Annotated in this window: 25 protein-coding genes; 11 read left to right on the top strand and 14 right to left on the bottom strand. The window is 70.2% G+C overall.

Annotated elements, in window-relative coordinates:
• Positions 1-20: 20 nt before the first annotated feature.
• From ACFY2B_RS00335 to ACFY2B_RS00325, 3 genes are all read right to left on the bottom strand, one after another.
• The gene (locus ACFY2B_RS00335; protein ID WP_376530032.1) at positions 21-593 is read right to left on the bottom strand and encodes a Uma2 family endonuclease; all 573 of its coding nucleotides are present in this window, start codon (positions 591-593) and stop codon (positions 21-23) included.
• A 46-nt stretch (positions 594-639) separates the two neighbouring features.
• Positions 640-1,542, bottom strand: a complete 903-nt coding sequence (mqnP, locus tag ACFY2B_RS00330) for a menaquinone biosynthesis prenyltransferase MqnP (RefSeq protein ID WP_390760927.1) — start codon at positions 1,540-1,542, stop codon at positions 640-642.
• 79 nt (positions 1,543-1,621) lie between these two features.
• A complete protein-coding gene (locus ACFY2B_RS00325) occupies positions 1,622-3,079 on the bottom strand; it encodes a menaquinone biosynthesis decarboxylase (RefSeq protein ID WP_390760926.1) in 1,458 nt (485 codons plus the stop codon).
• Between the two features lie 88 nt (positions 3,080-3,167).
• Between ACFY2B_RS00325 and ACFY2B_RS00320 the strand changes: the two genes are divergently transcribed.
• Both ACFY2B_RS00320 and ACFY2B_RS00315 read left to right on the top strand, forming a co-directional pair.
• Complete coding sequence (locus ACFY2B_RS00320) at positions 3,168-3,557, top strand: PLD nuclease N-terminal domain-containing protein (protein ID WP_376530187.1); 390 nt, start codon at positions 3,168-3,170, stop codon at positions 3,555-3,557.
• 36 nt (positions 3,558-3,593) lie between these two features.
• Positions 3,594-4,343, top strand: a complete 750-nt coding sequence (locus tag ACFY2B_RS00315; protein WP_390760925.1) for a TioE family transcriptional regulator — start codon at positions 3,594-3,596, stop codon at positions 4,341-4,343.
• Positions 4,344-4,526: 183 nt separating this feature from the next.
• Here the strand turns inward: ACFY2B_RS00315 and ACFY2B_RS00310 are convergent, their stop codons facing one another.
• Positions 4,527-5,294 (bottom strand): CDP-alcohol phosphatidyltransferase family protein, encoded by a 768-nt coding sequence (locus ACFY2B_RS00310; RefSeq protein ID WP_376530040.1) that lies wholly within the window; start codon positions 5,292-5,294, stop codon positions 4,527-4,529.
• A gap of 355 nt (positions 5,295-5,649) precedes the next feature.
• Between ACFY2B_RS00310 and ACFY2B_RS00305 the strand changes: the two genes are divergently transcribed.
• Positions 5,650-6,117, top strand: coding sequence for a nucleoside deaminase (locus ACFY2B_RS00305; protein WP_390761501.1), 468 nt, complete (start codon positions 5,650-5,652; stop codon positions 6,115-6,117).
• The gene (locus ACFY2B_RS00300; protein ID WP_390760924.1) at positions 6,110-7,075 is read left to right on the top strand and encodes an isopenicillin N synthase family dioxygenase; all 966 of its coding nucleotides are present in this window, start codon (positions 6,110-6,112) and stop codon (positions 7,073-7,075) included. Before ACFY2B_RS00305 ends, ACFY2B_RS00300 begins: the two co-directional genes overlap by 8 nt.
• A gap of 211 nt (positions 7,076-7,286) precedes the next feature.
• On the opposite strand, the gene ACFY2B_RS00295 is transcribed toward ACFY2B_RS00300, so the two are convergent.
• From ACFY2B_RS00295 to hemL, 8 genes are all read right to left on the bottom strand, one after another.
• Positions 7,287-7,727: an SRPBCC domain-containing protein gene (locus ACFY2B_RS00295; protein ID WP_390760923.1), complete on the bottom strand. Its 441-nt coding sequence runs from the start codon at positions 7,725-7,727 to the stop codon at positions 7,287-7,289.
• Positions 7,728-7,767: 40 nt separating this feature from the next.
• Positions 7,768-8,868, bottom strand: a complete 1,101-nt coding sequence (ccsB, locus tag ACFY2B_RS00290; protein ID WP_390760922.1) for a c-type cytochrome biogenesis protein CcsB — start codon at positions 8,866-8,868, stop codon at positions 7,768-7,770.
• On the bottom strand, positions 8,865-10,595 hold the full coding sequence (locus tag ACFY2B_RS00285) for a cytochrome c biogenesis protein ResB (RefSeq protein WP_390760921.1): 1,731 nt from the start codon (positions 10,593-10,595) through the stop codon (positions 8,865-8,867). The genes ccsB and ACFY2B_RS00285 overlap by 4 nt, the downstream gene beginning before the upstream one ends.
• Positions 10,596-10,598: 3 nt before the next feature.
• Positions 10,599-11,372 carry a cytochrome c biogenesis CcdA family protein gene (locus ACFY2B_RS00280; protein WP_390760920.1) on the bottom strand — a complete coding sequence of 258 codons (774 nt, stop codon included), beginning with the start codon at positions 11,370-11,372 and terminating at the stop codon, positions 10,599-10,601.
• A 1-nt stretch (position 11,373) separates the two neighbouring features.
• Positions 11,374-11,964: a TlpA family protein disulfide reductase gene (locus ACFY2B_RS00275; RefSeq protein ID WP_390760919.1), complete on the bottom strand. Its 591-nt coding sequence runs from the start codon at positions 11,962-11,964 to the stop codon at positions 11,374-11,376.
• A 66-nt stretch (positions 11,965-12,030) separates the two neighbouring features.
• Entirely contained in the window at positions 12,031-13,335 is a 1,305-nt protein-coding gene (locus tag ACFY2B_RS00270; protein WP_390760918.1) for a hypothetical protein, read from the bottom strand.
• Between the two features lie 228 nt (positions 13,336-13,563).
• Positions 13,564-14,247: a histidine phosphatase family protein gene (locus ACFY2B_RS00265; RefSeq protein ID WP_390760917.1), complete on the bottom strand. Its 684-nt coding sequence runs from the start codon at positions 14,245-14,247 to the stop codon at positions 13,564-13,566.
• Entirely contained in the window at positions 14,244-15,575 is a 1,332-nt protein-coding gene (hemL, locus tag ACFY2B_RS00260) for a glutamate-1-semialdehyde 2,1-aminomutase (RefSeq protein WP_390760916.1), read from the bottom strand. The genes ACFY2B_RS00265 and hemL overlap by 4 nt, the downstream gene beginning before the upstream one ends.
• A gap of 441 nt (positions 15,576-16,016) precedes the next feature.
• On the opposite strand from hemL, the gene ACFY2B_RS00255 reads away from it, so the two are divergent.
• The 4 genes from ACFY2B_RS00255 (at position 16,017) to ACFY2B_RS00240 (ending at position 19,384) form a co-directional block, all read left to right on the top strand.
• Complete coding sequence (locus tag ACFY2B_RS00255) at positions 16,017-16,655, top strand: hypothetical protein (protein ID WP_390760915.1); 639 nt, start codon at positions 16,017-16,019, stop codon at positions 16,653-16,655.
• Between the two features lie 409 nt (positions 16,656-17,064).
• A complete protein-coding gene (locus ACFY2B_RS00250) occupies positions 17,065-17,550 on the top strand; it encodes a MarR family winged helix-turn-helix transcriptional regulator (RefSeq protein ID WP_390760914.1) in 486 nt (161 codons plus the stop codon).
• 337 nt (positions 17,551-17,887) lie between these two features.
• Positions 17,888-18,556, top strand: coding sequence for a nitroreductase (locus tag ACFY2B_RS00245; protein WP_390760913.1), 669 nt, complete (start codon positions 17,888-17,890; stop codon positions 18,554-18,556).
• Positions 18,557-18,655: 99 nt separating this feature from the next.
• A complete protein-coding gene (locus ACFY2B_RS00240) occupies positions 18,656-19,384 on the top strand; it encodes an SDR family oxidoreductase (protein ID WP_390760912.1) in 729 nt (242 codons plus the stop codon).
• A gap of 149 nt (positions 19,385-19,533) precedes the next feature.
• Here the strand turns inward: ACFY2B_RS00240 and ACFY2B_RS00235 are convergent, their stop codons facing one another.
• Complete coding sequence (locus tag ACFY2B_RS00235; RefSeq protein WP_390761500.1) at positions 19,534-20,154, bottom strand: YdcF family protein; 621 nt, start codon at positions 20,152-20,154, stop codon at positions 19,534-19,536.
• Positions 20,155-20,704: 550 nt separating this feature from the next.
• Between ACFY2B_RS00235 and ACFY2B_RS00230 the strand changes: the two genes are divergently transcribed.
• Both ACFY2B_RS00230 and ACFY2B_RS00225 read left to right on the top strand, forming a co-directional pair.
• On the top strand, positions 20,705-20,785 hold the full coding sequence (locus ACFY2B_RS00230; RefSeq protein ID WP_359070958.1) for a tryptorubin family RiPP precursor: 81 nt from the start codon (positions 20,705-20,707) through the stop codon (positions 20,783-20,785).
• Between the two features lie 109 nt (positions 20,786-20,894).
• On the top strand, positions 20,895-21,950 hold the full coding sequence (locus tag ACFY2B_RS00225; protein ID WP_390760911.1) for a cytochrome P450: 1,056 nt from the start codon (positions 20,895-20,897) through the stop codon (positions 21,948-21,950).
• Between the two features lie 73 nt (positions 21,951-22,023).
• Here ACFY2B_RS00225 and ACFY2B_RS00220 read toward each other — a convergent pair whose 3' ends face one another.
• Positions 22,024-22,854, bottom strand: coding sequence for a M55 family metallopeptidase (locus ACFY2B_RS00220; protein ID WP_390760910.1), 831 nt, complete (start codon positions 22,852-22,854; stop codon positions 22,024-22,026).
• A 119-nt stretch (positions 22,855-22,973) separates the two neighbouring features.
• Between ACFY2B_RS00220 and ACFY2B_RS00215 the strand changes: the two genes are divergently transcribed.
• Positions 22,974-23,315: a hypothetical protein gene (locus tag ACFY2B_RS00215; protein ID WP_390760909.1), complete on the top strand. Its 342-nt coding sequence runs from the start codon at positions 22,974-22,976 to the stop codon at positions 23,313-23,315.
• Positions 23,316-23,567 lie beyond the last annotated feature (252 nt).

Below are 23,567 nucleotides of genomic sequence, written 5' to 3'. Positions count from 1 at the left end.
ACCGGTGGGCCCGGGGGTGTTCAGGACGGGTGGGGGGCCTTGGGGTCGACGGGGAGGTCCGACGTGGGAATCACCAACCTGCCGAGCGGTGAATCGACCTTGATCTCCGGTCCGTACGGAATCGTGTCGCGGCCCCTATAGCCCTCGGGGCCGGGGTTCCACATCGTGACGACGTGGCCCTCCAGCGGATTGACGACCAGGTAATTCGGGATGCCTCGGGAGGCGTACCGGAGGGGTTTCAGGGTGTAGTCGCGGCGAACGCTTTCCGGGGACACGACCTCGGCGACGAACTCGATCAGGTCGGCAGGGTAGGAACCGCGGTTCTCGGTCTCGGCCGCGGCGGGGATGACGGCGAGGTCCGGGCAGAACTCGTTGGCTTCGTCGAAGAAGAACGCCACATCGGTCACCAGCGCCCACTCCGGTGTCAGTTGTTCCTCGACGATCCCCCACAATCGCTGGATCGTCCTCCCGTGGAACGGCCTGACCGGGTTCATCACGATGCTGCCCTCGACAATCTCCGTCACATAGCCGGGGAACATGTCCTCCAGCTTGCTGAGCTGCGAGTGCAGGCGGTCAAGGTCCGAGACAGTCACGGTGTCCTCCCTGGAGTCCTGCCCTCGATGCTAGTCCGGACCGTATTCAGACGGTCAGCCCCCGCACGAGGAGATCCAGCAGCGCACACACGAACAGGGCAATCCCGATGAACCCGTTGACGCTGAAGAACGCCCGGTTCAGGCGGGACAGGTCGTGCGGGCGGACGATGCTGTGCTCGTACACGAACGCGCCCGCGACGATCACCAGGCCCAGCCAGAAGAAGGCGCCCGCACCCGTGGCCACCCCGTACCAGACGAACAGGGCCGTCGTGATCGTGTGGCAGACCCGGGCGCCCCAGATCGCCGCGGGGATGCCGAACCGGGCCGGAACCGACAGGACACCGATCGCGCGGTCGGTCGCCACGTCCTGGCAGGCGTAGATCAGGTCGAAGCCGCCGATCCAGATGCCGACCGCGAGGCCCAGGATCACCGCATGCCAGGACCACTCGCCGCTGATCGCCAGCCAGCCGCCCACCGGGCCCATGGCCTGCGCCAGGCCCAGGATGGCCTGCGGGAAGTTCGTGAAGCGCTTGCCGTAGGGGTAGACCACCATCGGGATCACCGCGATGGGGGCGAGGGCCAGGCACAGCGGGTTCAGCAGGGCCGCCGCGCCGAGGAAGACCACCAGCGCGATCAGGGCGCCGGTCCAGGCGTGCCGGACCGACATCGCGCCGGTCACCAGCTCACGGTGGGCGGTACGCGGATTGCGCGCGTCGATCTCCCGGTCGATGATCCGGTTCACCGCCATCGCGAACGTGCGCAGGCCCACCATGCAGACGGTGACCAGCAGCAGCCGGCCCCAGTGGATGTTCCTGTCCCACTCGTACATCGCCGTCAGCGACGCGATGTAGGCGAAGGGCAGGGCGAAGACGGAGTGCTCGATCATCACCAGGCGCAGGAACGCCCGGGTGCGTCCCGGCTGCGGGATCGCGGCGGAAGCGCTGCTCACAGGCCGTGCTCCGGTTCGCCCCCGCGGCGGCGGGGAAGCCCCGCCGCCGCGCCGCCGTGTTCCGTCGTGGCGGTGTTCCTCACAGTCCGTACTCCTTCCAGCGACGGTCCACCAGGGCCGCCGTATCGGGGTCCGACAGGACCATCTCCGGCCACCCCCCGTCCCTCGTGTAACCCTCCTCGGGCCACTTCTTCGTCGCGTCGATACCCGCTTTTCCGCCCCAGAACTGCTGGTAGGAAGCGTGGTCGAGGTGGTCGACCGGGCCTTCCACGACCGTGAGGTCACGGGCGTAGTCGGTGTTGCCGAGGGCTCGCCAGGCGACCTCGTGCAGATCGTGCACGTCGCAGTCGGCGTCGACGACCACGATCAGCTTGGTGAGGGACATCATGTGCGCCCCCCAGATCGCGTGCATGACCTTCTGCGCGTGCTTCGGGTACTTCTTGTCGATCGAGACGATCGCGCAGTTGTGGAAGCCGCCGGCCTCGGGCAGGTGGTAGTCCACGATGTCCGGGACGATGATCTTCAGCAGGGGGAGGAAGAAACGCTCCGTCGCCCGGCCGAGGGGGCCGTCCTCCGTCGGCGGCCGGCCCACGACGATCGACTGGAGCAGGGGCCGCCTGCGCATCGTGACGCAGTCGATGGTCAGGGCCGGGAAGGGCTCCTGCGGCGTGTAGAAGCCGGTGTGGTCGCCGAAGGGACCCTCCGGCAGCATCTCGCCGGGCTCCAGCCAGCCCTCCAGGACGACCTCCGCGTTCGCCGGCACCTGGAGCGGCACGGTCTTGCAGTCGACCATCTCGATCCGCCGGCCCGCGAGGAACCCGGCGAAGAGGTACTCGTCGATGTCACCGGGCAGCGGGGCGGTGGACGCGTAGGTCACGGCGGGCGGGCAGCCGAAGGCGATGGCGACCGGCAGCCGCTCGCCCCGGCGGGCGGCGACCTGGTAGTGGTTCCGGCTGTCCTTGTGGATCTGCCAGTGCATGCCGATGGTGCGCCTGTCGTGGCGCTGGAGGCGGTACAGGCCGAGGTTGCGGATCCCGGTCTCCGGGTCCTTGGTGTGGGTGAGCCCCAGGTTGAAGAAGGAGCCGCCGTCCTTGGGCCAGGTGAACAGCGCGGGCAGGGCGTGCAGGTCGACGTCGTCGCCGTGCAGGACGACCTCCTGCACGGGCGCGTTGTCCGGCTTCACCTTCTTCGGCGGCACGTGCGCCATCGCGCCGAGCTTCCCGAACGCCTCGCGCACGCCGACGAAGCCGTGCGGCAGTTCGGGACGGAGCAGCCCGCCGATCCGGTCGGAGATCTCGCCGTACGACTTGAGGCCGAGGGCCTTCAGCAGCCGCCGGTCGGTGCCGAACACATTCATGGCGAGCGGCATGCGCGAGCCGCGCACGTTCTCGAACAGCAGCGCCGGACCGCCGGACTTCTGCACCCGGTCGACGATCTCCCCGACCTCCAGATGGGGATCGACCTCGGTCTTCACGCGCTTGAGGTCGCCCTCGCGCTCCAGAGCCCTGAGCAGGGAGCGAAGATCGTCGTAAGCCATGGGGTCCAGTATCCCCGAGCGGCTACTCTGGCCCGGTCACGGGGGGCCGGTGCGGAACCCCTCCATCGTCTCCAGGGGATTTCTCGACATGCTCAGGGTGCTGATGTACCTCGTGCCACTGGCACTGACGATCTTCGCGCTCATCGACTGCCTCAACACACCCGAGGACGAGGCACGGCACCTGCCCAAGATCGCCTGGGTCTTCATCATCCTTCTCTTCTGGATCGTCGGCCCCATCGTCTGGCTGGCCACGGGCAAGGTCCGGGTCCCGCCCGCCGACGGCCGCACGCCGTCCGAATGGCACCGCAACCACCGCTTCGAGCAGGTCGCCCCGGACGACGACCCCGAGTTCCTGAAGTCCCTCGCCGAGGAGAACAAGCGGGACGAGCGGCTGCTGAAGAACTGGGAGGCCGATCTGCGCCGCCGCGAGGAGGAGTTGCGCCGCAAGGAGAAGGGCGAGGAACCGCAGGAGGGCTGACCGGCCCGCATCCGTCCTGCCCCACCCCGCGCACCGATGACGAGCGACGAACACCGGGCCGAGCCCCGCGGCGAGCGACTGCGCACCGTCGACCTCGCCCGCGCCGCCGGCGTCTCCACTCAGCAGATCCGCAACTACGAGGAGGCGGGTGTACTGCCCCCGGCCGAGCGGTCGGCGTCCGGCTACCGGACCTTCCGGGAGGTGCACCGGCGGGCGCTGCTGACGTACCGGTCGCTGCCCGCGGGGTACGGGCCGACGCAGGCGGTACGGATCATGCGGGCGGTGCACGCCGCGGACGTGCCCGGCGCGCTCGCCCTCGTGGACGCGGCGCACGCGGCGCTGCACGAGGAACGCGGCGCGCTGCGGGCGGCGGACGAGGCACTGCGGACCCTCGCCGGGCGGCCCCTGGACCCCGGGCCCCGGACCGGGCTGCGCATCGGCGAGGTCGCGGCGCTGCTCGGCGTCCGTACCTCCGCGCTGCGCGTCTGGGAGGACGCCGGCCTGCTCGCGCCGGGCCGGGAACACGGCACGCACTACCGCCGCTACGGCCCCGCCGACGTACGCGACGCCCGGCTCATCCACACCCTGCGCCGGGCCCACCACCTCTTCGAGCAGATCCGCCCCGTCCTCGACGACCTGCGCCGGGAGGGCAGCGACGAGGCGCTGCGGGCCGCACTCGTGACCCGCGAACGCGCGCTCACGGCACGGTCGCGGGCGATGCTCGCGGGCTCGGGCCGACTGCACGACTACCTGGGGTACCTCGACCACCCGAACGACGGTGGGTGAGGCGGGTGGATGAGGCAGGTGGATGAGGCGGGTGGGTGAGGCTGATGGCTGGTGCGGGTGACGGGCGCGACCGGACCGGGTGATCCGCCTGATCCGCCTGATCCGGCTGATCCGGCTGATTCGGCTGATTCGGCTGATCCGACCCGTCCGGCCGGACGGGTCGGGCGGGTCGGACGGGTCGGCTCAGCGCAGCCGGGAGGACGACAGGATCGACAGCAGGTGGGCCGGGACCATCACCCACGTGATCACGGCCAGCGCGCCGAGCGCCCAGCGCGTGGGCTCCAGCCCGCCGGTCGCCGCGTCCGCGACGGCCGCCGCCAGCAGCACCAGCGACGCCTCGATCCCGTTCGTCACCCGGTGGATCTTGAACGCCGCCGCCAGCCGCCGCACCGCGGCCACGCCCTCGGAGCGCGGCCGGGTCGACTCGTCGCCGGCCACGCCGAGTCCGCGCCGGGCACGGGCCACGTCCACCAGGTCGGTGGACGCCTTCAGCAGGACGACGCCGAGCGCGGTGGCGATCCCGACCGACAGCCAGCCGCCGAAGCCGTTCTCGGCGGCCCGGAATCCGGCGCCCGCCAGCAGCGCGGCGTCCGCGAGATAGGCGCCGAGCCGGTCCACGTAGATGCCGGTGGCGCTGTTCTGTCCCTTCCAGCGGGCGACCTCGCCGTCCACGCAGTCGAACAGCAGGAACAGTTGCATCAGGACGACCGCCAGGACGGCTCCGGGCAGGCCCGGGACCAGCAGGGCGGCGCCCGCCGCGACCCCGCAGACCACCATGGTCCAGGTGAGCTGGTCCGGGGTGACCGGGGTGCGCACCAGCTGGCGGGTCAGCCGCAGCGAGATCCGCCGCATGTACAGCCGCCCGGCCCAGTGCTCGCCGTTGCGGCTCGCCAGCTTGGCCTGCGGCTGGCAGACCTCTCGCAGCTCCTGAAGAACCGGAGCAGCACCCATGACCGTTCCTCCCACCCGGGGCCCAACTGCCGCTCGCGCGGCGACGATCGGGCCAGCGTACAGAGTGCGTTTCCATGCGCTTTACCGAGGCCACCACGGGGCGTCAGGTCCCGGTAACTGCGTCCGACGGCGTCCGCCGCCCGCGTCCGGGCAGAATGTCAGCGGGCCGGTCGGTTCCCCCGGCTCCCGGCGGCTGCTCCGCGCGCGTCGCGCCGGTTCCGTTCCGAAAGCCGAAGGACCGAAAGCCGAAGGCAGAAGGACCGAAAGCCGAAGGGGCGGAGACCGCAGGCCGCAGGACCGGACCGGCCGAACGGCCCGCGGAGGGTTGACGCCCGAGGAGGGTTGACGCATGGGCATGGACCGCGCCGATCACCTGGACCCGGACCGGGCCCGCGACTGGCTCGCCACCGCCGTCGCCGAGGCCCGCGCCGGGCGCGCCGAGGGCGGCATCCCGATCGGCGCCGCCCTCTACGGCCCCGACGGCGCCCTCCTCGGCCGCGGCCGCAACCGCCGCGTGCAGGACGACGACCCCGCGACACACGCGGAGACGGCCGCCTTCCGCGCGGCGGGCCGACAGCGGACGTACCGGGGCACGACGATGGTCACCACGCTGTCGCCCTGCTGGTACTGCAGCGGTCTGGTGCGCCAGTTCGGCATCTCGCGGGTCGTGATCGGCGAGGCCGTCACCTTCCGCGGCGGGCACGACTGGCTGGCCGGGCACGGCGTGGAGATCGTGCTGCTGGACGACGCCGAGTGCGTACGGCTGATGCGCGACTTCGTCAGGGACCATCCGGCTCTGTGGAACGAGGACATCGGTGACTGACCCCCGCATCCCCACGATCGACCTGCTGCCCTGGCTCTCCGGCGGCCCCGGGGCGCGCGCGGACCTCGCCCGCACCGTCGACCGGGCCCTGCAACGGGCCGGCTTCCTGCTGGTCACCGGGCACGGTGTGGATCCGGGGCTGCGTACCCGGATCCGGGCCGCGGCCCGCGCGTTCTTCCTCCTCCCCGCCGAGGCGAAGGAGGTCTACGCGGCGCGGGTCGGCGGGCGCGGCTGGCTCGGGCCGGGCGCCGAGGCCAACGGGTACTCCGAGGGGACCCAGACGCCGCCGGACCTGAAGGAGTCGCTGACCTTCGCGACCCACGAGCCGTTCGCGGACCCGGCCGTCAACGCCGAGTGGTACGCGCCGAACGTGTGGCCCGCCGAGATCCCGCGGCTCCGGCCGCTGTGCGAGGAGTACCTGGCGCGGCTGGCCGTCCTGCACAAGCACCTGCTGGCGCTGCTCGGCCACTCCCTCGGCCTCGAACCGGACTTCTTCACCCGGCACCTGGACCATCCGACGTACGGCTTCAACATCAACTGGTATCCGGGGCGGGAGGTGACCGGTGAGCCGCTGCCCGGGCAGTTCCGCATCGGGCCGCACACCGACTTCGGGACGGTCACCGTCCTCGACCGGCAGGCGGGCCGGGGCGGGCTACAGGTCTTCACGGACGACGACGGCTGGGCGGACGCGCCCTACGACCCCGCCGCGTTCACCGTCAACATCGGTGACCTGATGGCCCGGTGGACCGGAGACCGGTGGCGGTCGGGGCGGCACCGGGTGCTGCCGCCGCCGGCGGACGCGCCCGCCGAGGAGCTGATGTCGCTGGTCTACTTCGGTGAGTGCACCCCGGGCACGCTGGTCGAGTCGGTGCCCGCGCCGATGGGGCGGGTGGCGTATCCGCCCGTCGACTCCCACGTCTACCTGCGGGAGAAGCTCGACTCGATCACCGTCGGCTGAGCGGGCCGGCCGGACACCGCCCCGGTGCCCGCCGCACCGCCTCCACCGGCAGACCCCCACCACCGGCACGCCTCCCCTGCCGACAGGCCACCACGACCGCCTAACCTGCTGCCAGGCCCCGTCGTCATGCCCCCTGCCGCCAGGTCCCCCGTCGTCATGCCCCCTGCCGCCCAGCCCCTACCGGCAGGCCGTCGCCGCCGCCGCTCCGCCCCTACCGGCCGCGGCCGTTCGTGAGGTCGCCGCTCCGCTGCGGGGCCGCCGCCAAGGTATCGATCAGGTGTTCGAAGCGAGCCCGCCAGCGCGGCTCCTCCGCCGCATCGCCCCGGTACTCGTGGGTGAAGCGGAGCACGCTCCGGTCGGGCCCGCCCCGCTCCAGGTGGAACCTGATCCGGCCACGGCCCTCCAGCGTGTACTCCGCGACCCGGTCCACGTCCCACGCGCTCACCCGGCCGGTGCCGAGGCCGCGCAGCGTGACCGCGCCGCCGAGCCGGGGTTCGAGGACGTCGGCGGCGGTCAGCCAGCGGGCGAGCCCCTCCGGCGTGGTCAGCGCGGGCCAGACCGTCTCCATGGGCCGCGGAAGCCGTACCAGGAAGTGGAGTATGTGCTTGTTCCCGCGGGTCTGGCTGCTGCCCTGTTCGATGGATCCGGCCATGACACCAGCCTGGACCGGCGGGAAGTGTTCCGCACGCGGGTCAGACGCCCGCGTACGAGTGCTTGCCGCTCACGAAGATGTTCACGCCGTAGTAGTTGAACAGCCAGCAGGCGAACGCGAGCATCGCGAGGTAGGCGGCCTTGCGGCCCTTCCAGCCGGCCGTGGCGCGGGCGTGCAGGTAGCCGGCATAGCCGATCCATGTGATGAAGGACCAGGTCTCCTTGGGGTCCCAGTTCCAGTAGCGGCCCCAGGCGTCGCCCGCCCAGATCGCGCCCGCGATGATCGTGAACGTCCACAGCGGGAAGACGGCCGCGTTGAGCCGGTAGGCGAACTTGTCGAGCGAGGCGGAGGCGGGCAGCCGCTCCAGCACCGAGGTGGCGAACCGGCCCGGCGTGCCGCCGGTCTGGAGCTTGTTCTCGTACGAGTCCTTGAACAGGTAGAGGATCGTGGCGACCGCGCCGACGTAGAACATCGCACCGCAGAAGATCGCGGTGGAGACGTGGATGTACAGCCAGTACGAGTGGAGGGCGGGAACCAACTGGTCGCTGGCGGTGTACAAGACAGTGACAGCGAGGCCGAGGTCGAGGAGGACCGTGGTGGTCAGGAACAGCCCGAGCCAGCGGACGTTCTTCCGCAGCGCCAGCAGGCCGAGGTACACGCCGACGGCGACCGTGGAGAAGGTGATGTTGAACTCGTACATGTTGCCCCACGGCGCCCGCTCCACGGAGGCGGCGCGGGTGATGACCCCGAGCAGCTCCACCAGGAAGGCGAGCACGGTGAGCGAGACGGCGATCCGTCCGTACAGATCGCCCTTCTCGTCACCGCCGTGGGCGCCCGGACCGTCCGGCACGTCCCGGGCACCGGCCGCCGCCCGGACGACGACCTTCGGCCGCTCCAGTACGGCGGTACCGCCGGCCCTCTTCACGGTGACGGCGGGCACGGCCGCTTTCTTCGGGACGTCGGCGGTCAGCGCGGCGGCCGTGCGGCCGACCTTGCTGCGGCTGCCGAACAGCCACTCCGCGATATAGGCGAAGAAGGCCAGCGTGTACACGGCCATCGACGAGTAGATCAGCGTGTTGCTGAGGCTCGCGAGATGTTCGTTGGTCGCGGCGGCGAGATCGATTGCGGCGGCGGAAGTCACTGCTTCTCAGCCCCTTCGGCAAGTACGACTGGGGAGTCGGGGGATGGGGAGGGATCGTCGGAGGGATCGGGGGCCCCTGGGGCTTGGTCGTAGAGGAGGCCGGCGAGGTCGCCCAGTTCCTCGGGCACCTTCGCGGACTCGCTGCGGCCGAGGCCGGCCATCTCGACGACGGTGACGCCGTCGGGGCCGGGCACGGCGCGCACCCAGACGCGGCGGCGCTGGATGAACAAGGACGCGGCCAGACCGAAGATCGCGGCAAGGGCACCGCCGAGCATCCAGCGGCCGCCGCTCTCCTGGACGATCTCGAAGCCGGCCCACTCCTTGATGTCCTTGTCGACGGTGATCGAGCCGGCACCGCCCGGGAGCGTCATGGTCTGCCCCGGGGTGAGCTGCTGCTTCAGCAGACCGCCCTTGGAGTCCTTGAACTCCTTCATATGGCTCTTGTCCAGCTGGTACACGCTCTGCGGAATGCCCGAGTCGACGCCCAGGTCACCGTGGTAGGCGTTCAGCGCGATCATCGGGTTGAGCAGCCCCGGGAACTGGGAGAGCATCGGGCTCCCCTTGCCGCCCCAGGTCGGCAGGAAGAACACCTGGAAGCCGAGCTGCTCGCTGACACCCTGGGGGTTCTTGTAGCCGTCCATGACCTTGACCACACCGGATCCGGTCGAGTTGCCGTCCAGCGGGAGGAGGGGAACCGCGTCGTGGAAGACGACCTTGCCGCTGCCGTCGCGGACGGTGAAGACCGGCGCGTAACCATGGCTGACGAGGTAGACCTTGGCGCCGTCGATGTCCAGCGGCTGGTTGACCTGGATGGTGGTCGTCTGCTCCTTGCCGTAGGCGCCCTTGTTGTAGGAGATCTTCGCCTCGTAGGTGCGCGGGGTGCCGCGGTTCGGACCGGTCAGCTCGTAGGTGCCCTTGAATTTCTTCAGGTCGAAGCTGAAGGGCACCAGATCGTCGTTGGTGAAGAGGTTGCCGGACTGGAAGTCGTCGTACTGGAGGATCGAGTTGGAGAACCCGTCGCCCTCGACGACCAGCTTGGTGCCGTCCGACTTGTACAACTGACCGGTGGCGAAGGCGACCAGCAGCACGATCAGCGCGATGTGGAAGACCAGGTTGCCCACTTCACGGGCGTAGCCCTTCTCGGCGGCGACCGCGTCCCCGACGGCATGGACGCGGAAGCGGCGCCTCTTCAGCAGCGCGAGCGCGTCCGTGCGGACCTGCTCGGGATCGGCCGTGGTGCGCCAGGTGGTGTAGGCGGGCAGCCGGGTCAGCCGCTTGGGCGCGGCCGGCGGCCGGCTGCGCAGCTGGCCCACGAACTGCCAGGTGCGGGGCACGATGCAGCCGATGAGGGAGATGAACAGCAGGATGTAGATGGCGGAGAACCACACCGAGCTGTAGACGTGGAAGAGGCCGAGCTTGTCGTAGATCGGCCCGAGCGTCTTGTGCGCCTGGCGGAAGTCGTCGACCTTGCTGGCGTCACTGCCGCTCTGCGGGATCAGCGAACCGGGGATCGCACCGAGGGACAGCAGCAGGAGCAACAGCAGCGCGACCCGCATGGAGGTGAGCTGCCGCCAGAACCAGCGGGCCCAGCCGATGACACCCAGCCCCGGCAGGTTCACCGGTTCGTCGCGCGGGGCGGTGGACAACTGGGCGCCGGCGTCCCCGAGTCCCTGGTCCTCCGGTCCGCCCGGGGAGTCGTCGGGCGCGGTCTTCGAAGTCGTGCTCATCGATCAGATCCCCACAGTGAAGCCGTTGGACCAGGTCTGCATCTCCTGCACCAGACGGTCCCAGGCGCCCGTCAGCAGGAGCACACCGGTGACGATCATCATCGAGCCGCCGATGCGCATCACCCAGACATAGTGGCGTTTGACCCAGCCGAAAGCGCCGAGCGCCTTGCGGAAAGCCATGGCGGCGAGCACGAAAGGCACGCCGAGACCGACACAGTAGGCGACCGTCAGCAGGGCGCCGCGGCCCGCGCTGGCCTGGTTCATGGCGAGTCCCTGCACCGAGGCGAGGGTCGGGCCGATGCAGGGCGTCCAGCCGATCCCGAACAGCGCGCCGAGCAGCGGCGCGCCGACCAGTCCAGTGCTCGGCCGCTGGTGGAAGCGGAACTCACGCTGGGTGAGCCACGGCATCAGTCCCATGAAGAACACGCCCATGGCGACCATGAGCCCGCCCAGCACCTTGGAGAGGACCGACTGATGCTCCTGCAAGGTCGAGCCGAAGAAGCCGAACAGTGCGCCGCCGGAGACGAACACGACGGTGAAGCCGAGGACGAACAGGGAGGCGCCGGTGACCATCCGGCCGCGCCGGGCCTCCGCCAGGTCGGTGCCGGCGACCCCGGTGACATAGGAGAGATAACCGGGCACGAGTGGCAGGACGCACGGGGAGAAGAACGAGACGAGACCGCCGATCACGGCGACCGGCACGGCGATGAGCAGGGCCCCGCTGAAGACCGTCTGGTTCCGGCCCGTCTCCTCGGCGAGCGTCAGGAGCGCACTCACGTCACTTCTCCGCGAGGACCGGCTTGATCATCCTGAGCAGGTTCTCCTCGTCGAGGGCCTGCAGGGCACGGGCGGCGATCTTGCCGTCCCGGTCGAGGACGAGGGTGGAGGGGATCAGCTGCGGGTTCAGCGTGCCCTTCTTGAACCGGAGCATCAGCCTGCCGTCCGGGTCGTACAGGCTGGGATAGGTGATCCCCTCGTCCTTCTCGAAGGCGATCGCCGGGGTGGTGCTGGTGTCCCGCGTGTTGATTCCGACGAACTGGACGCCCTTGCCCGCGTAGTCCTTGGAGACCTGGGCGAAGTACTTCCCCTCGGCACGGCACGGACCGCACCACGAGCCCCAGACGTTGATGACGACGACCTGGCCCTTGTAGTCGGCGACGTCGAGCGTCTGGCCGTCGATCGTCTTGCCGGACAGATCGGGTGCCGCCTCCCGCGAGCCCTTGGCGACCGTGTCGATGCCGTTGTTACCGGTGATGAAGTTGGTGTGGCCACCACCACCGGACGTGCCGCCGGAGCCGCACGCGGACAGGGTCAGGGCCGCCGCGGCGGCCACGGCGCTGAACAGGACGGCGCGGCTGCGGGTACTCATGTGAAAAGTTTCGCATGTCCGATCCGGGGATCTTGCGCACCCCCCTCACGGACGGAAACCTGCATTTCAGACGGTGTTCGAGGGGTTCGAGGACGGCTCGGAAAGGAAGGTTTTCCAGCCACCGGCCGGAGTCTGCCCGACGTCCAGCGTGCGCAGTTTGTCCAACACTTCGGGGCGCTGGACATCGAGCCAGTCGACGAACTGCCGGAAGGAGACGAGCCGGATGTCGGCACCCTTGTCCCGTTCCCGCGCGATGTGCTCGAACGACTCCTCCACGGCGTCCATGTAGATGCCGCCGTTCCACTGCTCGAAGTGGTTGCCCACGAAGAAAGGTGCGCGATTTGTCTCGTATGCCCGCTTGAATCCCGCTATGTAGGCTTCCGTTGACTGCTTGCGCCAGCCCGGATAGTTGTAGGCGGGGGCCTTGGTCGAGTTGACCGACTGGTTGGCGAGCATGTTGTAGTCCATCGACAGGACCTCGAAGGAACGGCCGGGGAACGGTATCTGCTGCAACGGCAGGTCCCACACGCCCTGCCGCTTGCGCGGCCACACCTGCCGGCCGCCGGGCGAGGAGGCGTCGTAGCGCCAGCCCAGTTCGCGGGCGGTCGGCAGCAGGTTGTCCTGGCCGAGCAGGCAGGGCGTACGGCCGCCGACGAGTTCCTTGTCGTAGTCGAAGGGCAGCGCGGGCAGCTCCGTCCAGCCGCTGTTGGTCCGCCACTCCTTCACGAACGACTTGGCCTGCTCGATCTCGCTCCGCCACTGCCGCGGGGTCCAGTCGGCGACGGTGCCGTGGCCGGAGCAGAAGTGCCCGTTGAAGTGGGTGCCGATCTCGTGGCCCTCCAGCCAGGCGCGGTGGACGCCCGCCAGTGTCGCCTTGATGTGCTCGTCGGTGAGGTAGCCGATGTCGGAGGCGCCGCGCGGGTTGTTCGGCGGGTCGTAGAGCCGCTTCTTCGACTCGGGCAGCAGATAGAGCCCGGAGAGGAAGAAGGTCATGGCCGCGCCGTGCTCCTTGGCCAGGTCGAGGAAGCGCGAGAAGAGGCCGGTGCCGACCTCGCCCGCCCCGTCCCAGGAGAAGATCACGAACTGCGGCGGCACCTGGCCGGGCTCCAGCGGCTCGGGCGCGGCGGGCTGGTGCGGCTGCTTGCCGGTGAAGGACGTGGAACCGTCGCCGATCGGCCGGGCGGGCGCTCCGGTGGTGCCCTGGCCCTTGCCGTGTCCCGTGCCGCTCCCGCTCCCGACCGCGTTCCCGGCGGAACCGGAACCGTGCCCACCACCGTGTGAGGCATTGAGCGTGCCGCAGCCCACGAGCCCGGCGGCGGCCGCGGCTCCCGCGCCGAGGCCGAGCATTCCCCTGCGGGAGAAGGTGCGCATGAGGTCCCCGATTCATCACGTCCTGCTGGTGGTCACCCAGTCAGAGGGCGTGATGAACAGAGAGGTTCCGCATATTCTCATACTTTTCTCAGCAAGGCTGCGAAAACATCGCAAGCGGCGCGCAGGCCGGGCCCCGCCCGGCGGACCGCCCCGGCGCCGCCGGCGAAAGTGCCGTACAGCACGGTACGGGTGCGGCGGGCCGGGCGGTTGCGGGCCGGGGGCCGGCGCTCAGGCCCCGAACGCCTTGCTCTTGCCCTTCACCGGCTTGGCGCCGGCCAGGAGATGAGGCGGGACCAGGTCACGGGCGGGCTCGGTGTAGCCGACCGAGACGATCCGGTCGCCCTGGTAGGTGAAGGTCGTCAGCGAGGCGAGCGTGCACTGCCGCTTGCGCGGGTCGTGCCACAGCCGCCGCCCCTCCACGAACGAGCGCACGATCCAGATCGGCAGCTGGTGGCTGACCACCACCGCCTCGTGCCCGCGCGCCCGGTCCCGGGCCGCGTCCAGCGCGCTCTTCATCCGGACCACCTGGTCGACGTACGGCTCACCCCAGGACGGCCTGAACGGGTTCACCAGGTACTTCCAGTTGCCGGGCTTGCGCAGCGCGCCGTCGCCCACCCCGAACGCCTTGCCCTCGAAGAGGTTCTCCGCCTCGATCAGCCGCTCGTCGGTGTCGAGGGCCAGCCCGTGCGTCTTGGCGATCGGGGTCGCGGTCTCCTGCGCCCGCTCCAGCGGGGAGGCCACGACGTACGTCACATCGCGCGGGGCGAGGTGCTCGGCGACCCGGTCGGCCATCTGCCGTCCGAGTTCGGACAGGTGGTAGCCGGGCAGCCGCCCGTAGAGGACCCCGTCCGGGTTGGCGACCTCGCCGTGCCGCATGAGGTGGACGACCGTGATGTCCTTGTCGGTGCTCATGCGGTGGCCTCCGCGGCGGCTCGGGCCGCCGCCGGAAGGGCGTCGGCGATCTTCTGGAGGGCCCGTTCGTCGTGGGCCGTGGACACGAACCAGCACTCGAAGGCCGACGGCGGCAGGTAGACGCCGTTCGCGAGCATCGAGTGGAAGAAGGCGGTGAAGCGGAAGGATTCCTGCCGTTTGGCGTCCTCGTAGTCGCGTACCCTCCGGTCGGTGAAGAACACGGAGAACATGTTGGAGGCGGCCTGCACCCGGTGCGCGACGCCCTCCTTGGTCAGGGCCTCGGTGACGAGGGAGCGGATCTGCGCGGAGACGCCGTCGACCGTCTCGTAGGCCGCGTCGTCCAGCAGCCGCAGCTGCGCGACGCCGGCGGCGGTGGCGACCGGGTTCCCGGAGAGCGTGCCCGCCTGGTAGACCGGCCCGGCCGGGGCGAGGTGGGCCATGACGTCCGCACGGCCGCCGAAGGCGGCAGCCGGGAACCCGCCGCCCATCACCTTGCCGAAGGTCATCAGGTCCGGCCTGACGCCGTCGATCCCGTACCAACCGCTCCTGCTGGTACGGAAACCGGTCATCACCTCGTCGGAGATGAACAGCGCGCCGTTCTTGGCGCACGCGTCCTTCAGTCCCTGGTTGAACCCGGGCGCGGGTGGCACGACCCCCATGTTGCCGGGCGATGCCTCCGTGATCACGCAGGCGATCTCACCCGGGTACCGGTGGAACGCCTCCTGCACGGCCTCCAGGTCGTTGTACGGCAGGACGATGGTGTCGCCGGCCTGGGCGCCGGTGACGCCCGGGGTGTCGGGCAGCGCGAAGGTGGCGACCCCGGACCCGGCGGCGGCCAGCAGCGAGTCGACGTGCCCGTGGTAGCAGCCGGCGAACTTGATCACCTTGGCCCGCCGGGTGAACCCGCGCGCCAGCCGGATGGCGGACATGGTCGCCTCGGTCCCGCTGGACACCAGCCGCACCTGCTCGACGGGCTCGACCCGGGCGACGATCTCCTCGGCGAGGGCCACCTCGCCCTCACCCGGCGTGCCGAAGGACGTACCACGTGCGACGGCCTCGTGGACGGCGGCGATCACCTCGGGGTGCGAGTGCCCGAGGATCATCGGGCCCCAGGAACACACGAGGTCGACGTACTCCCGCCCGTCGGCGTCGGTCAGATACGGGCCGGAGCCCGACACCATGAACCGGGGAGTCCCGCCCACGGCGCGGAAGGCACGCACCGGCGAGTTCACGCCGCCCGGCGTGACGGCGGACGCGCGGTCGAACAGTGCCTGGGAGACGGGCGCTTCCCGCGGGTAGGGCACACCTGAAGGGGACGATTCACTCATGACCTGCGACTTCTCCGACCTCTCGGACCTTCTCCGAATGTCTCAGCGTTTCTCGGAGTCACTCGGAGTCACTTGGAGTTACTTGGAGCCATGTGGAGCTATGGGGAGCCACTCGACGTAAATCGGAGCTTCTCGGGCTCCGGTCTGCGGGGTGACCTCCTCAGGGTAGGCCGACGCCGCCATCACTCCGGCAAACACGTTGTCGATCATCCGCGATCTGCGAGACTGGGGCCCGGACGGGCCTGACACACACAGAGAGACACACAGCTCGACGCAGCTCGGCACAGCTCGCACGGCACACGGTGACCGGGGGCCGTGAAGATCTTGCGGACTGGTGTTTCACCGCACGTTTCGGCGGGCGGCCGTGGGGGAGGTCACTGACACGATGATCGGGTTGCGCGGCGGGCGCCACGCGTCCCAGAAAAGCAGTCGGGTGGAGATATGCATCGCGGTGGCGGACTGGGCGAGGGGACCGATGACCTGGGTCCTCGACGCGCCCGGCGGGGAAGGCACCGGCGCGACGCGGAGGAGACGACCGAAGCACGTCCGCCACAGGGTGTACCGGGCGAGCCCGAGCGGAGCGACCGGCGGGCCGACCCCCGAGTGGACCGCCTTCGGGCGGCGAGCAGAAATGGTGGTCGGGTGGGGGTGACGTACAAATACTTCGGCGCGCCGGACGGCGCGACCGCGGCCCGTGTCCCGATCTCGATGCGCCCCGAGGAACTCGGCGGCGACGAACTGGGCATGAACGGCATGTTCACCAAGATCAAGCCGGAGACGATGGCCGCGATGGTGCTGACCGGCATCGAAGGCGTGCCCCTGCACAAGGTGCCACCGCTCGAACTCGTGGTCCTGCACCCCGACTACGCGGTCGTCAGGCTGCCGATGACGGTCGTCGACCCGCTCCGCGGCATCGGCGAGGAATCGGTGGGCGCGGCGGCGTTCATCTGGTCCACGGTCCCGGACCGCGGCGGCCCGCGGGACGCGTTCAACGTGTACCAACTCCTCCACGAATGGCAGGACTTCAGCCACCGGTTGCATGAGGCGGGGCATCAGCCGTATTGCCTGGTGTGGCCCTGAGCCGTGTTTCCCGCGGATCGGGCGGGGCTTTCGGGCTCCGCCCCGGCCAGTGCCTGACGATGGCCGGGGCGGCCAGGGCACGGCCAACGGGTGGCCAACGGAGGGCCGTCCAGGGCTGGTTGAGGGCTGGTTGAGGGCTGGATGGGGGCTGACTGAGGACCCGCAGCTCATGTCGGCCGAGGCGCCCGGCGATGCGGTGTGCAGACCGTCGCTTCGTAGCGGAGCGCGGCCGTCGGGCCCGGTGCGGTGCAGTGGGCGGCGAAGGACCGCGGCAAGTCCCTGGTACTGGACGCAGGTACTGGACGCAGGTACTGGACGCAGGTACTGGACGCAGCGGCGAACCCCGGATCCGCTAACCGCACGCATTTAGTTTCAGACGATACCGTATCGAACGAAGTAGTCTGGCGTCATGGCTACCGACACTCCTCACCACCCCACCACCCCGCATGCGACCGACCGCCCCGGGGATCCCTCGCCTTTCGCCCTCGGCCTGCTGCTGCGCCGGGCGCACTGGCGTGCGGCCGCGGTGATGGGGGAGGCGCTCCGGCCGCTCGGCATCGAGCTGCGGCATTTCGCGGTGCTGATCGAGCTGGTCAACCACGGGCCCACGGTGCAGCGGGATCTGACGGCGGCGACGGGAACGGACAAGGCCGGAATCATGCGCATCGTGGACGACCTGGAGCGCAAGGGTCTTGCCGTACGCAAGGCCGTTCCGGGCGACCGGCGGGTCCGGGCCGTGGAGATCACGCCACAGGGACTGGAGTTGTTCGACGCTGCCCACGTGGCGGCGGAACCGCTGGCCGAGAGCCTGATGGCCGAGCTGGGGCGCGGCGGGCACGAGCAGTTGACGGATCTCCTGACGCGGCTCGCCCATCCCGCAAGCGACGAGGCATAGGCGACGAGGCGCAGGCGCGCCCGCTTCGGCCGCGGCTGCCGCGCCGCACGCCCGGCCGGCGTGGTCATCGCCGCCGCGTCCCGCGTCCGGCATCAACGTCGTCCCGACGCGAGCCGCGCCGACGGGCCGCACACCCGCCCGCCATGCCGCCCCACTCCGCCCCGCCCCGGAACCACGGCGCCACCGGCACCGCCGGGCGTCCACCGTTTTCTCCGAGATGCAGCGTCCGAGGCGGGAACCAAGGACTGAGAGCCAGTAAGTATCACACGAGACCGTATCGTGTAATACTATTGAGGTGGCGAAGGCGAACCCGTTGAGTGGATGGAGGCGGGCGATCATGGACGCCTATCAGGCGGTCACGAGCCGGCGGGCGGTGCGCGCGTTCACCGGCCGCCCCGTCCCGAGGGAGGCACTGGAGCGCGTCCTGTCCGCCGCGGCCTGGGCGCCGTCCGGATCGAACATCCAGCCGTGGCACACCTACGTGGTGACCGGTGCACCACTGGCCGAGATCAAGAAGCGCACCGGCGAGCGCCTGGCCTCAGGTGACCCCTGGGACGAGCCGGAGTACGAGATGTACCCACCCGCACTGAAGTCTCCCTACCGCGAGCGCCGGTCCGCCTTCGGCGAGCAGCGCTACGGCGCACTAGGCATCCCGCGCGAGGACCTGGAGGCACGCCAGAGGGCCGCCGCCGCGAACTGGGACTGTTTCGGCGCGCCCGCCGCCCTGTTCTGCTACATCGACCGCGCCATGGGCCCGGCCCAATGGGCGGACGTCGGCATGTATCTGCAGACCGTCATGCTGTTGCTGCGCGCCGAAGGGCTGCACAGCTGTCCGCAGATGGCCTGGGCGAAGTTTCACAGGACCGTCGCAAAGGTCCTGTCACCTCCGGACCAGCTCATCCTCTTCTGCGGCATGTCGATCGGGTTCGAGGACGTCACCGCGGGCGACACCCGCGTAGGCCGGGCGCCGCTCGACGAGACGGTCACCTTCGCCGGCTGTCTGTGACGCCGCCCCTCCGCAGGCGATCAAGAGACCGTTTCTTGCCCCACCCACGTAACCGTTCGTATGCCATATTCCGTACATCACCACATGAAAGGTATGCCCGTGAAGATCGCAGTCATCGGCGGCACCGGACTGATCGGGTCGCAGGTAGTCAAGAACCTGACCACCGCCGGGCACGAGGCGGTACCGCACTCGAAGTCCACCGGCGTCGACGTCATCAGCAGCCAGGGACTGGACGAGGCGGTGGCGGGCGCCGACGTGGTCGTCAACCTGACGAACTCCCCGACCTTCGACGACGCCTCCCCGGCCTTCTTCCAGACCTCGATGGACAATCTTCTGGCCGCGGCCCGCAGGAACGGCGTCGGCCACGTCGTCATCCTCTCGATCGTCGGTACGGACCAGGTGCCGGAGCTGGACTACTACCGGGCCAAGACACTCCAGGAGAACCTCCTCGCGGCCGGGTCGATCCCCTACTCGATCGTCCGGGCGACGCAGTTCATGGAGTTCATGGACGCCGTCCTGTCCTGGACTGCCGACAGCGACACCGTCCGGCTGCCCGCCACGCCGATCCAGCCGATCGCCGCCAAGGACGTGTCCGCCGCGGTCGCGGAGGTCGCCGCGGGCGCCCCGCTGAACGGCATCCGCAACATCGCCGGCCCCGAGATCTTCACCCTGGACGAGCTGGGCCGGATCACCCTGGCCCACAAGGGCGACCACCGCACCGTCGTCACCGACCCCAGCGCCGGCATGTTCGCCATGGTCAAGGGCGACGTCCTCACCGACAAGAACGCCCGCCTGGCTACCACTCGCTACGCCGACTGGCTCTCCTGACCCCGCCGCCTGCTACGCGTCCGGTCCCAGCCCGGCGGTCTCTTCGTTGCGGAGTCCGAAACCCCCGCCGTGGCACCCGAGTTCGCGGCGATCTGGCCGCCGGTCCGCCGGCCGGACGCCGCAGGACGAGCCGCGACACCGACGCACTGTCAGCCGACGACCAGATGGCTGTCGAACCCGGCACGCACGAGCCGCTCGTAGGCGTCGTACACCTCCCCCGGCACGTCCTGCTCGATCGCGAAGCCGAGTTTCGGGTACTCGATCACCCGTTGGAGGTCGCCGACCAGCGTGTCGATGACGAGCGGGCCGTCACCGAAGGACTTGATGTAGTCGCCCAACTCCGGTGGCGCGGAGGCGCATACGACATCGACCGCGGGCCACAGTTTGCGACAGGTCGCGTACGCGCGGCGCTCCATGTACGGCTTGGAGACCAGCAGGAGCGAGTCGACCCGCACCCCCGCCCCGGCCAGCAACTCGCGGGAGAAGGCGATGTTCTGGCCGGTGTTGGCCGCCCGCGGCTCGATCAGGATCGCCTCGTCCGGCACGCCCAGGGCCAACGCGTGCTCGCGGTAGTGAACGGCCTCGCCGCGCGGGAAGCGGGCCCGGGTGGCGGGGCTGTTGCCGCCGCTGAACAGCAGGAGGGGGAAGTGGCCGGCGTGGTAGAGAGCGGCGGCCGTGTCGGCGACGCCGATGTCGTGGCTGCCGAGGGCGAGCGCCACCGAGCAGCGGCGCGGCTCGTGCCCCAGGTGGTGGTAGTCCCAGATCAGCATCGCGTCGTGGAACTGCTCGTCGGTGATCCGGCGTTGTCGGCGTTCCGTCACGGGAACTCCCTGGCTCGTCCCTGCTCACCCGTCCGCATTCCGTCACATGCTGCTCGGTCGAGGGGCGGCCCACACACCCGGGTCGGGTCGCCTGCGTCACCAGTGCCCTGCGTAGCCGCCGGTGGTACCGGTGCCGCCGGTGCACGTGCGGACGTCCGTGCCGCCGGCGCCAAGTAGTGGACGTCCATGCCGCTGGTGTCGCCTGCGCCACCTGTCCCGCCTGTTCGAGGGGGGACGGCGCCTCCCGCACAATTTTCGGCCAACCTGCGGATCACACAGAGCGATCAGAACCATGACAAACCGAAGAAACTGACCGCGTCAGAGCGAGCGATCCAGGCCCCAGGCTGTCTGAAAGTGATCGCATACCAACCTTTTAAATGTTCCTGGATTAGTCGTCTGCCGGACCTGGGCAGTCTCACCGGGCCACCGGTGCGTGATCTTCACCGGCCCGTCCGGGACCGTCACGCGCCACTCGCCCACTCCGACAGGAGGTGCAGTGATGAAGCTTCTCTTCGCCATCCGCAACAAGGTCGCGGCAAGCAAGAGCCTGAAGGCGAACGCCTGGTACCTCTGGTACTGATGCCCGACCTCTCGGCCGTACAGCCGAGTTGACATCGTTGTCCGGCCGTACCGTACCCGCGGTTCGGCCGGACGACGGCGTGCCGTCCGCGACCCCTTCCGGAGCATCCATGACCACGTCAACGCCGCCGCGCGTACGCACCACCGTGTTCTCTCCGCGACTGGCCGCCCTCATCGACGACCACGTGGGCCAGGACGTCTTCCGTCTGGAACCCGACACCATCGGAATCGCGGGGCACGAGGTCGCCGACCGGATTCTCGCCGCGCGCCGTGCCACGGAGACCGAACGGCCCACGTTCAAGCCACTGCACGGGCGCTCGATCTCACGCACCGAGGCGTCGACGGTGACCCGGACCATCGGCAACGACGTACGCGACGCGCTCAAGGGACCGCTGCCGGAAGACGTCGACCTGTCCGGGCCCTGGCCGCTGACCGGGCACCTGTTCCTGCGCGACCTCATCCTCGGCCGGGACCCGTACCGGTTGCGCATGCTGATGAGCCGCACCCTCGAACTGACCCCCAAACTGACCTGGTCGGTCATCGCGCTCGGCGCCGCGCTTCCCGGCTGGCCCCGGCCGGACGACGGCCTCACCGGACTCGCGAACCGGGCGGCGCGGGCGACGGGTTACCAGGAACGCCGGTACGCCATGGGCGTCTACCGCAGGGCAGCCGCACCGGTCTGCTTCACCGTCTCCACCCTCGTGGCCAACGCGCTCTGGCTCGGTGCGCCCTTCGACGACGACACGCCGAACCGGAACCTGATCCACGAGTCCCTGCGGCTGCTGCCGCCCTCCTGGAACATCCTGCGCAACGCCTCCCCCGAGTACCCGGCCGTCGACGGCCGGATCGGCGAGAAGGACGACGTCCTCCTGCTACCGCTGCTCTCCCACCGTGATCCGGCCCTGTGGGACGACCCGGACGGCTTCCGTCCGGAGCGCTGGAACGAACTCGATCCCGACACCGCGCCGGGCTACCTGCCGTTCGGCCACTCCTCCGAGCGGTGCTGGGGACGGCACATGGTCATGCCGCTGGCCGAACTCCTCCTGGACCTGGTCCGCGGCTCCGGACTGGTGGTCGACCCGGACCAGCGCGTCGGCAAGGTGCCGCTCCTCGGTCTGCTGGGTGTCGAGGAGGTACGCCTGACGAAGGCGGCCCGCGTGCGGTGAACGTCCCCCGCGGTCCGACTCCGCCGGCCCCGCGGGCGTACGGCTGAGTCCCGTGGTGCGCCGGCCGCGGGACTCAGCAGTACGGCGGCTGCTGAGTCAGGGACGCCGCCACCCGCATCCAGATCCCGAACTGGCGGTACAGCGCGGGCAGTCGGCCCTCGGCCCGGACCGTACGGCTGTCGGTGGCGGTGACTCCGGGGAGGCCCGTCAGGGTGGCGGCCACCGAGGACGACTGCCAGCGGACCGTGAGGGTGACGTCGGACGGAGCGGCGGACGGCCGCTTCGGGGCGGGCGACAGGGCCGCGGCGACCGTGTCCTCGATGGCCTGCCGGGCCTCCGCCTCGGGGCGCAGTTCCGCCGCGAAGCGGTCACGGGCGTACTTCACGGGCACCGTGGCGATCCGGTCGTCCCACGCCGTGGCCTCCGCGCAGGCCGCGTCGTCGCCGGTGAGCACGGCCACCGGGACGCCGAGGGCCGCCGCCGTGGCCTGGGCCAGGCCGATCTCGCCCACCGGACGGCCGTCCAGCCAGATGTCCTCGATCTCGTGGCCCATGAAGCTGTGGCTCAGCACGCCGAGCGCCCCGGCCCGCGAGTGGTAGCCGACGCAGACGACCGCGTCGTGGTCGGCGGTGAGCCCCTCCAGCATGACCATCTGCTTCGGCCTGCCCCGGATCAGGCGGGCCGCCGGGTGCAGGGCCTCGGGGTACAGGTTGCGCATGGGGCCGTGGGCGTCGTTGACGAGGATGTCGGTGGCACCGGCCGCGAGGGCGCCCCGTACGGCCGCGTTGACGTCCTGGGCCATCATCGACCGGCCCCGCTCGTAGTCCCGGCCGCCGGGCTGGACGTCGTCGGCGTCGACGAGCCCGGTGATGCCTTCCATGTCCACGCTCAAATAAATACGCACGGAGCCCGAGCTTATAGATCCACCGGATCCGCACGGAGCCCGAGCTTAGGCCCGTCCGACCCTACGTGATGTAGGTTCCCAGCTGTCCAGGGCCGTACGACTCCTTCCACGGGGGCATCATGCAGGGCACGAACGCGGGTACCGACGCACAGCAGGCGCGGCGCCCGCAGTCGGGCGCGCGAGCGGGGGTCGACGGCCTCGCGCCCACCATCGCCGTACTCGTCGTAAGCCTCGCCATCGCCGCCGTGGGGGTGTACGAGCTGTGCGGATTCGGGCTGCACAGCCTCGACCGACGGCCGCATCTGTTCAGCGACGGGCTGGCCACCGGCGGTGTGATCGTCGCCGTGGTGGCGGCCGGGGCGGCGGTGGGCAATCTGGCCTGGCACCTGGCGTCGGCCCGGGGCGGCACGGAGACCGCCGGGCCGGAGCGGAGAGCGGCAGGCCGGGCCACGGAGCGGTGAGCCGGGCCGGAGGGCCGGGTCCGGAGAACAGCAGGTCGCTTCGCCGAAAGCAGCAGGCCGGGTCACAGCGGGCGGCGAGCCGGTGCACAGCGAAGCAGGCCGGTCCGCGGGCAGCGGGCCGGGGCGCCGGTGGTGTTTCTCCTTGCCCATCTCCGTCCGTCTTCTTACCTGGCCAATACCCTACAAGTTGTAGGGTTGTTGAACTTCGTTTCCTCCCCCTTCCGGTTCCCCGTCCCCCCTTCCGGTCCCAAG

Origin of the sequence: Streptomyces sp. NPDC001270 (assembly GCF_042896695.1) — a bacterium.
Lineage (GTDB): Bacteria > Actinomycetota > Actinomycetes > Streptomycetales > Streptomycetaceae > Streptomyces.
Note: the sequence above shows the minus strand (reverse complement) of the source record. Positions and strands in the feature narration are given on the sequence as shown.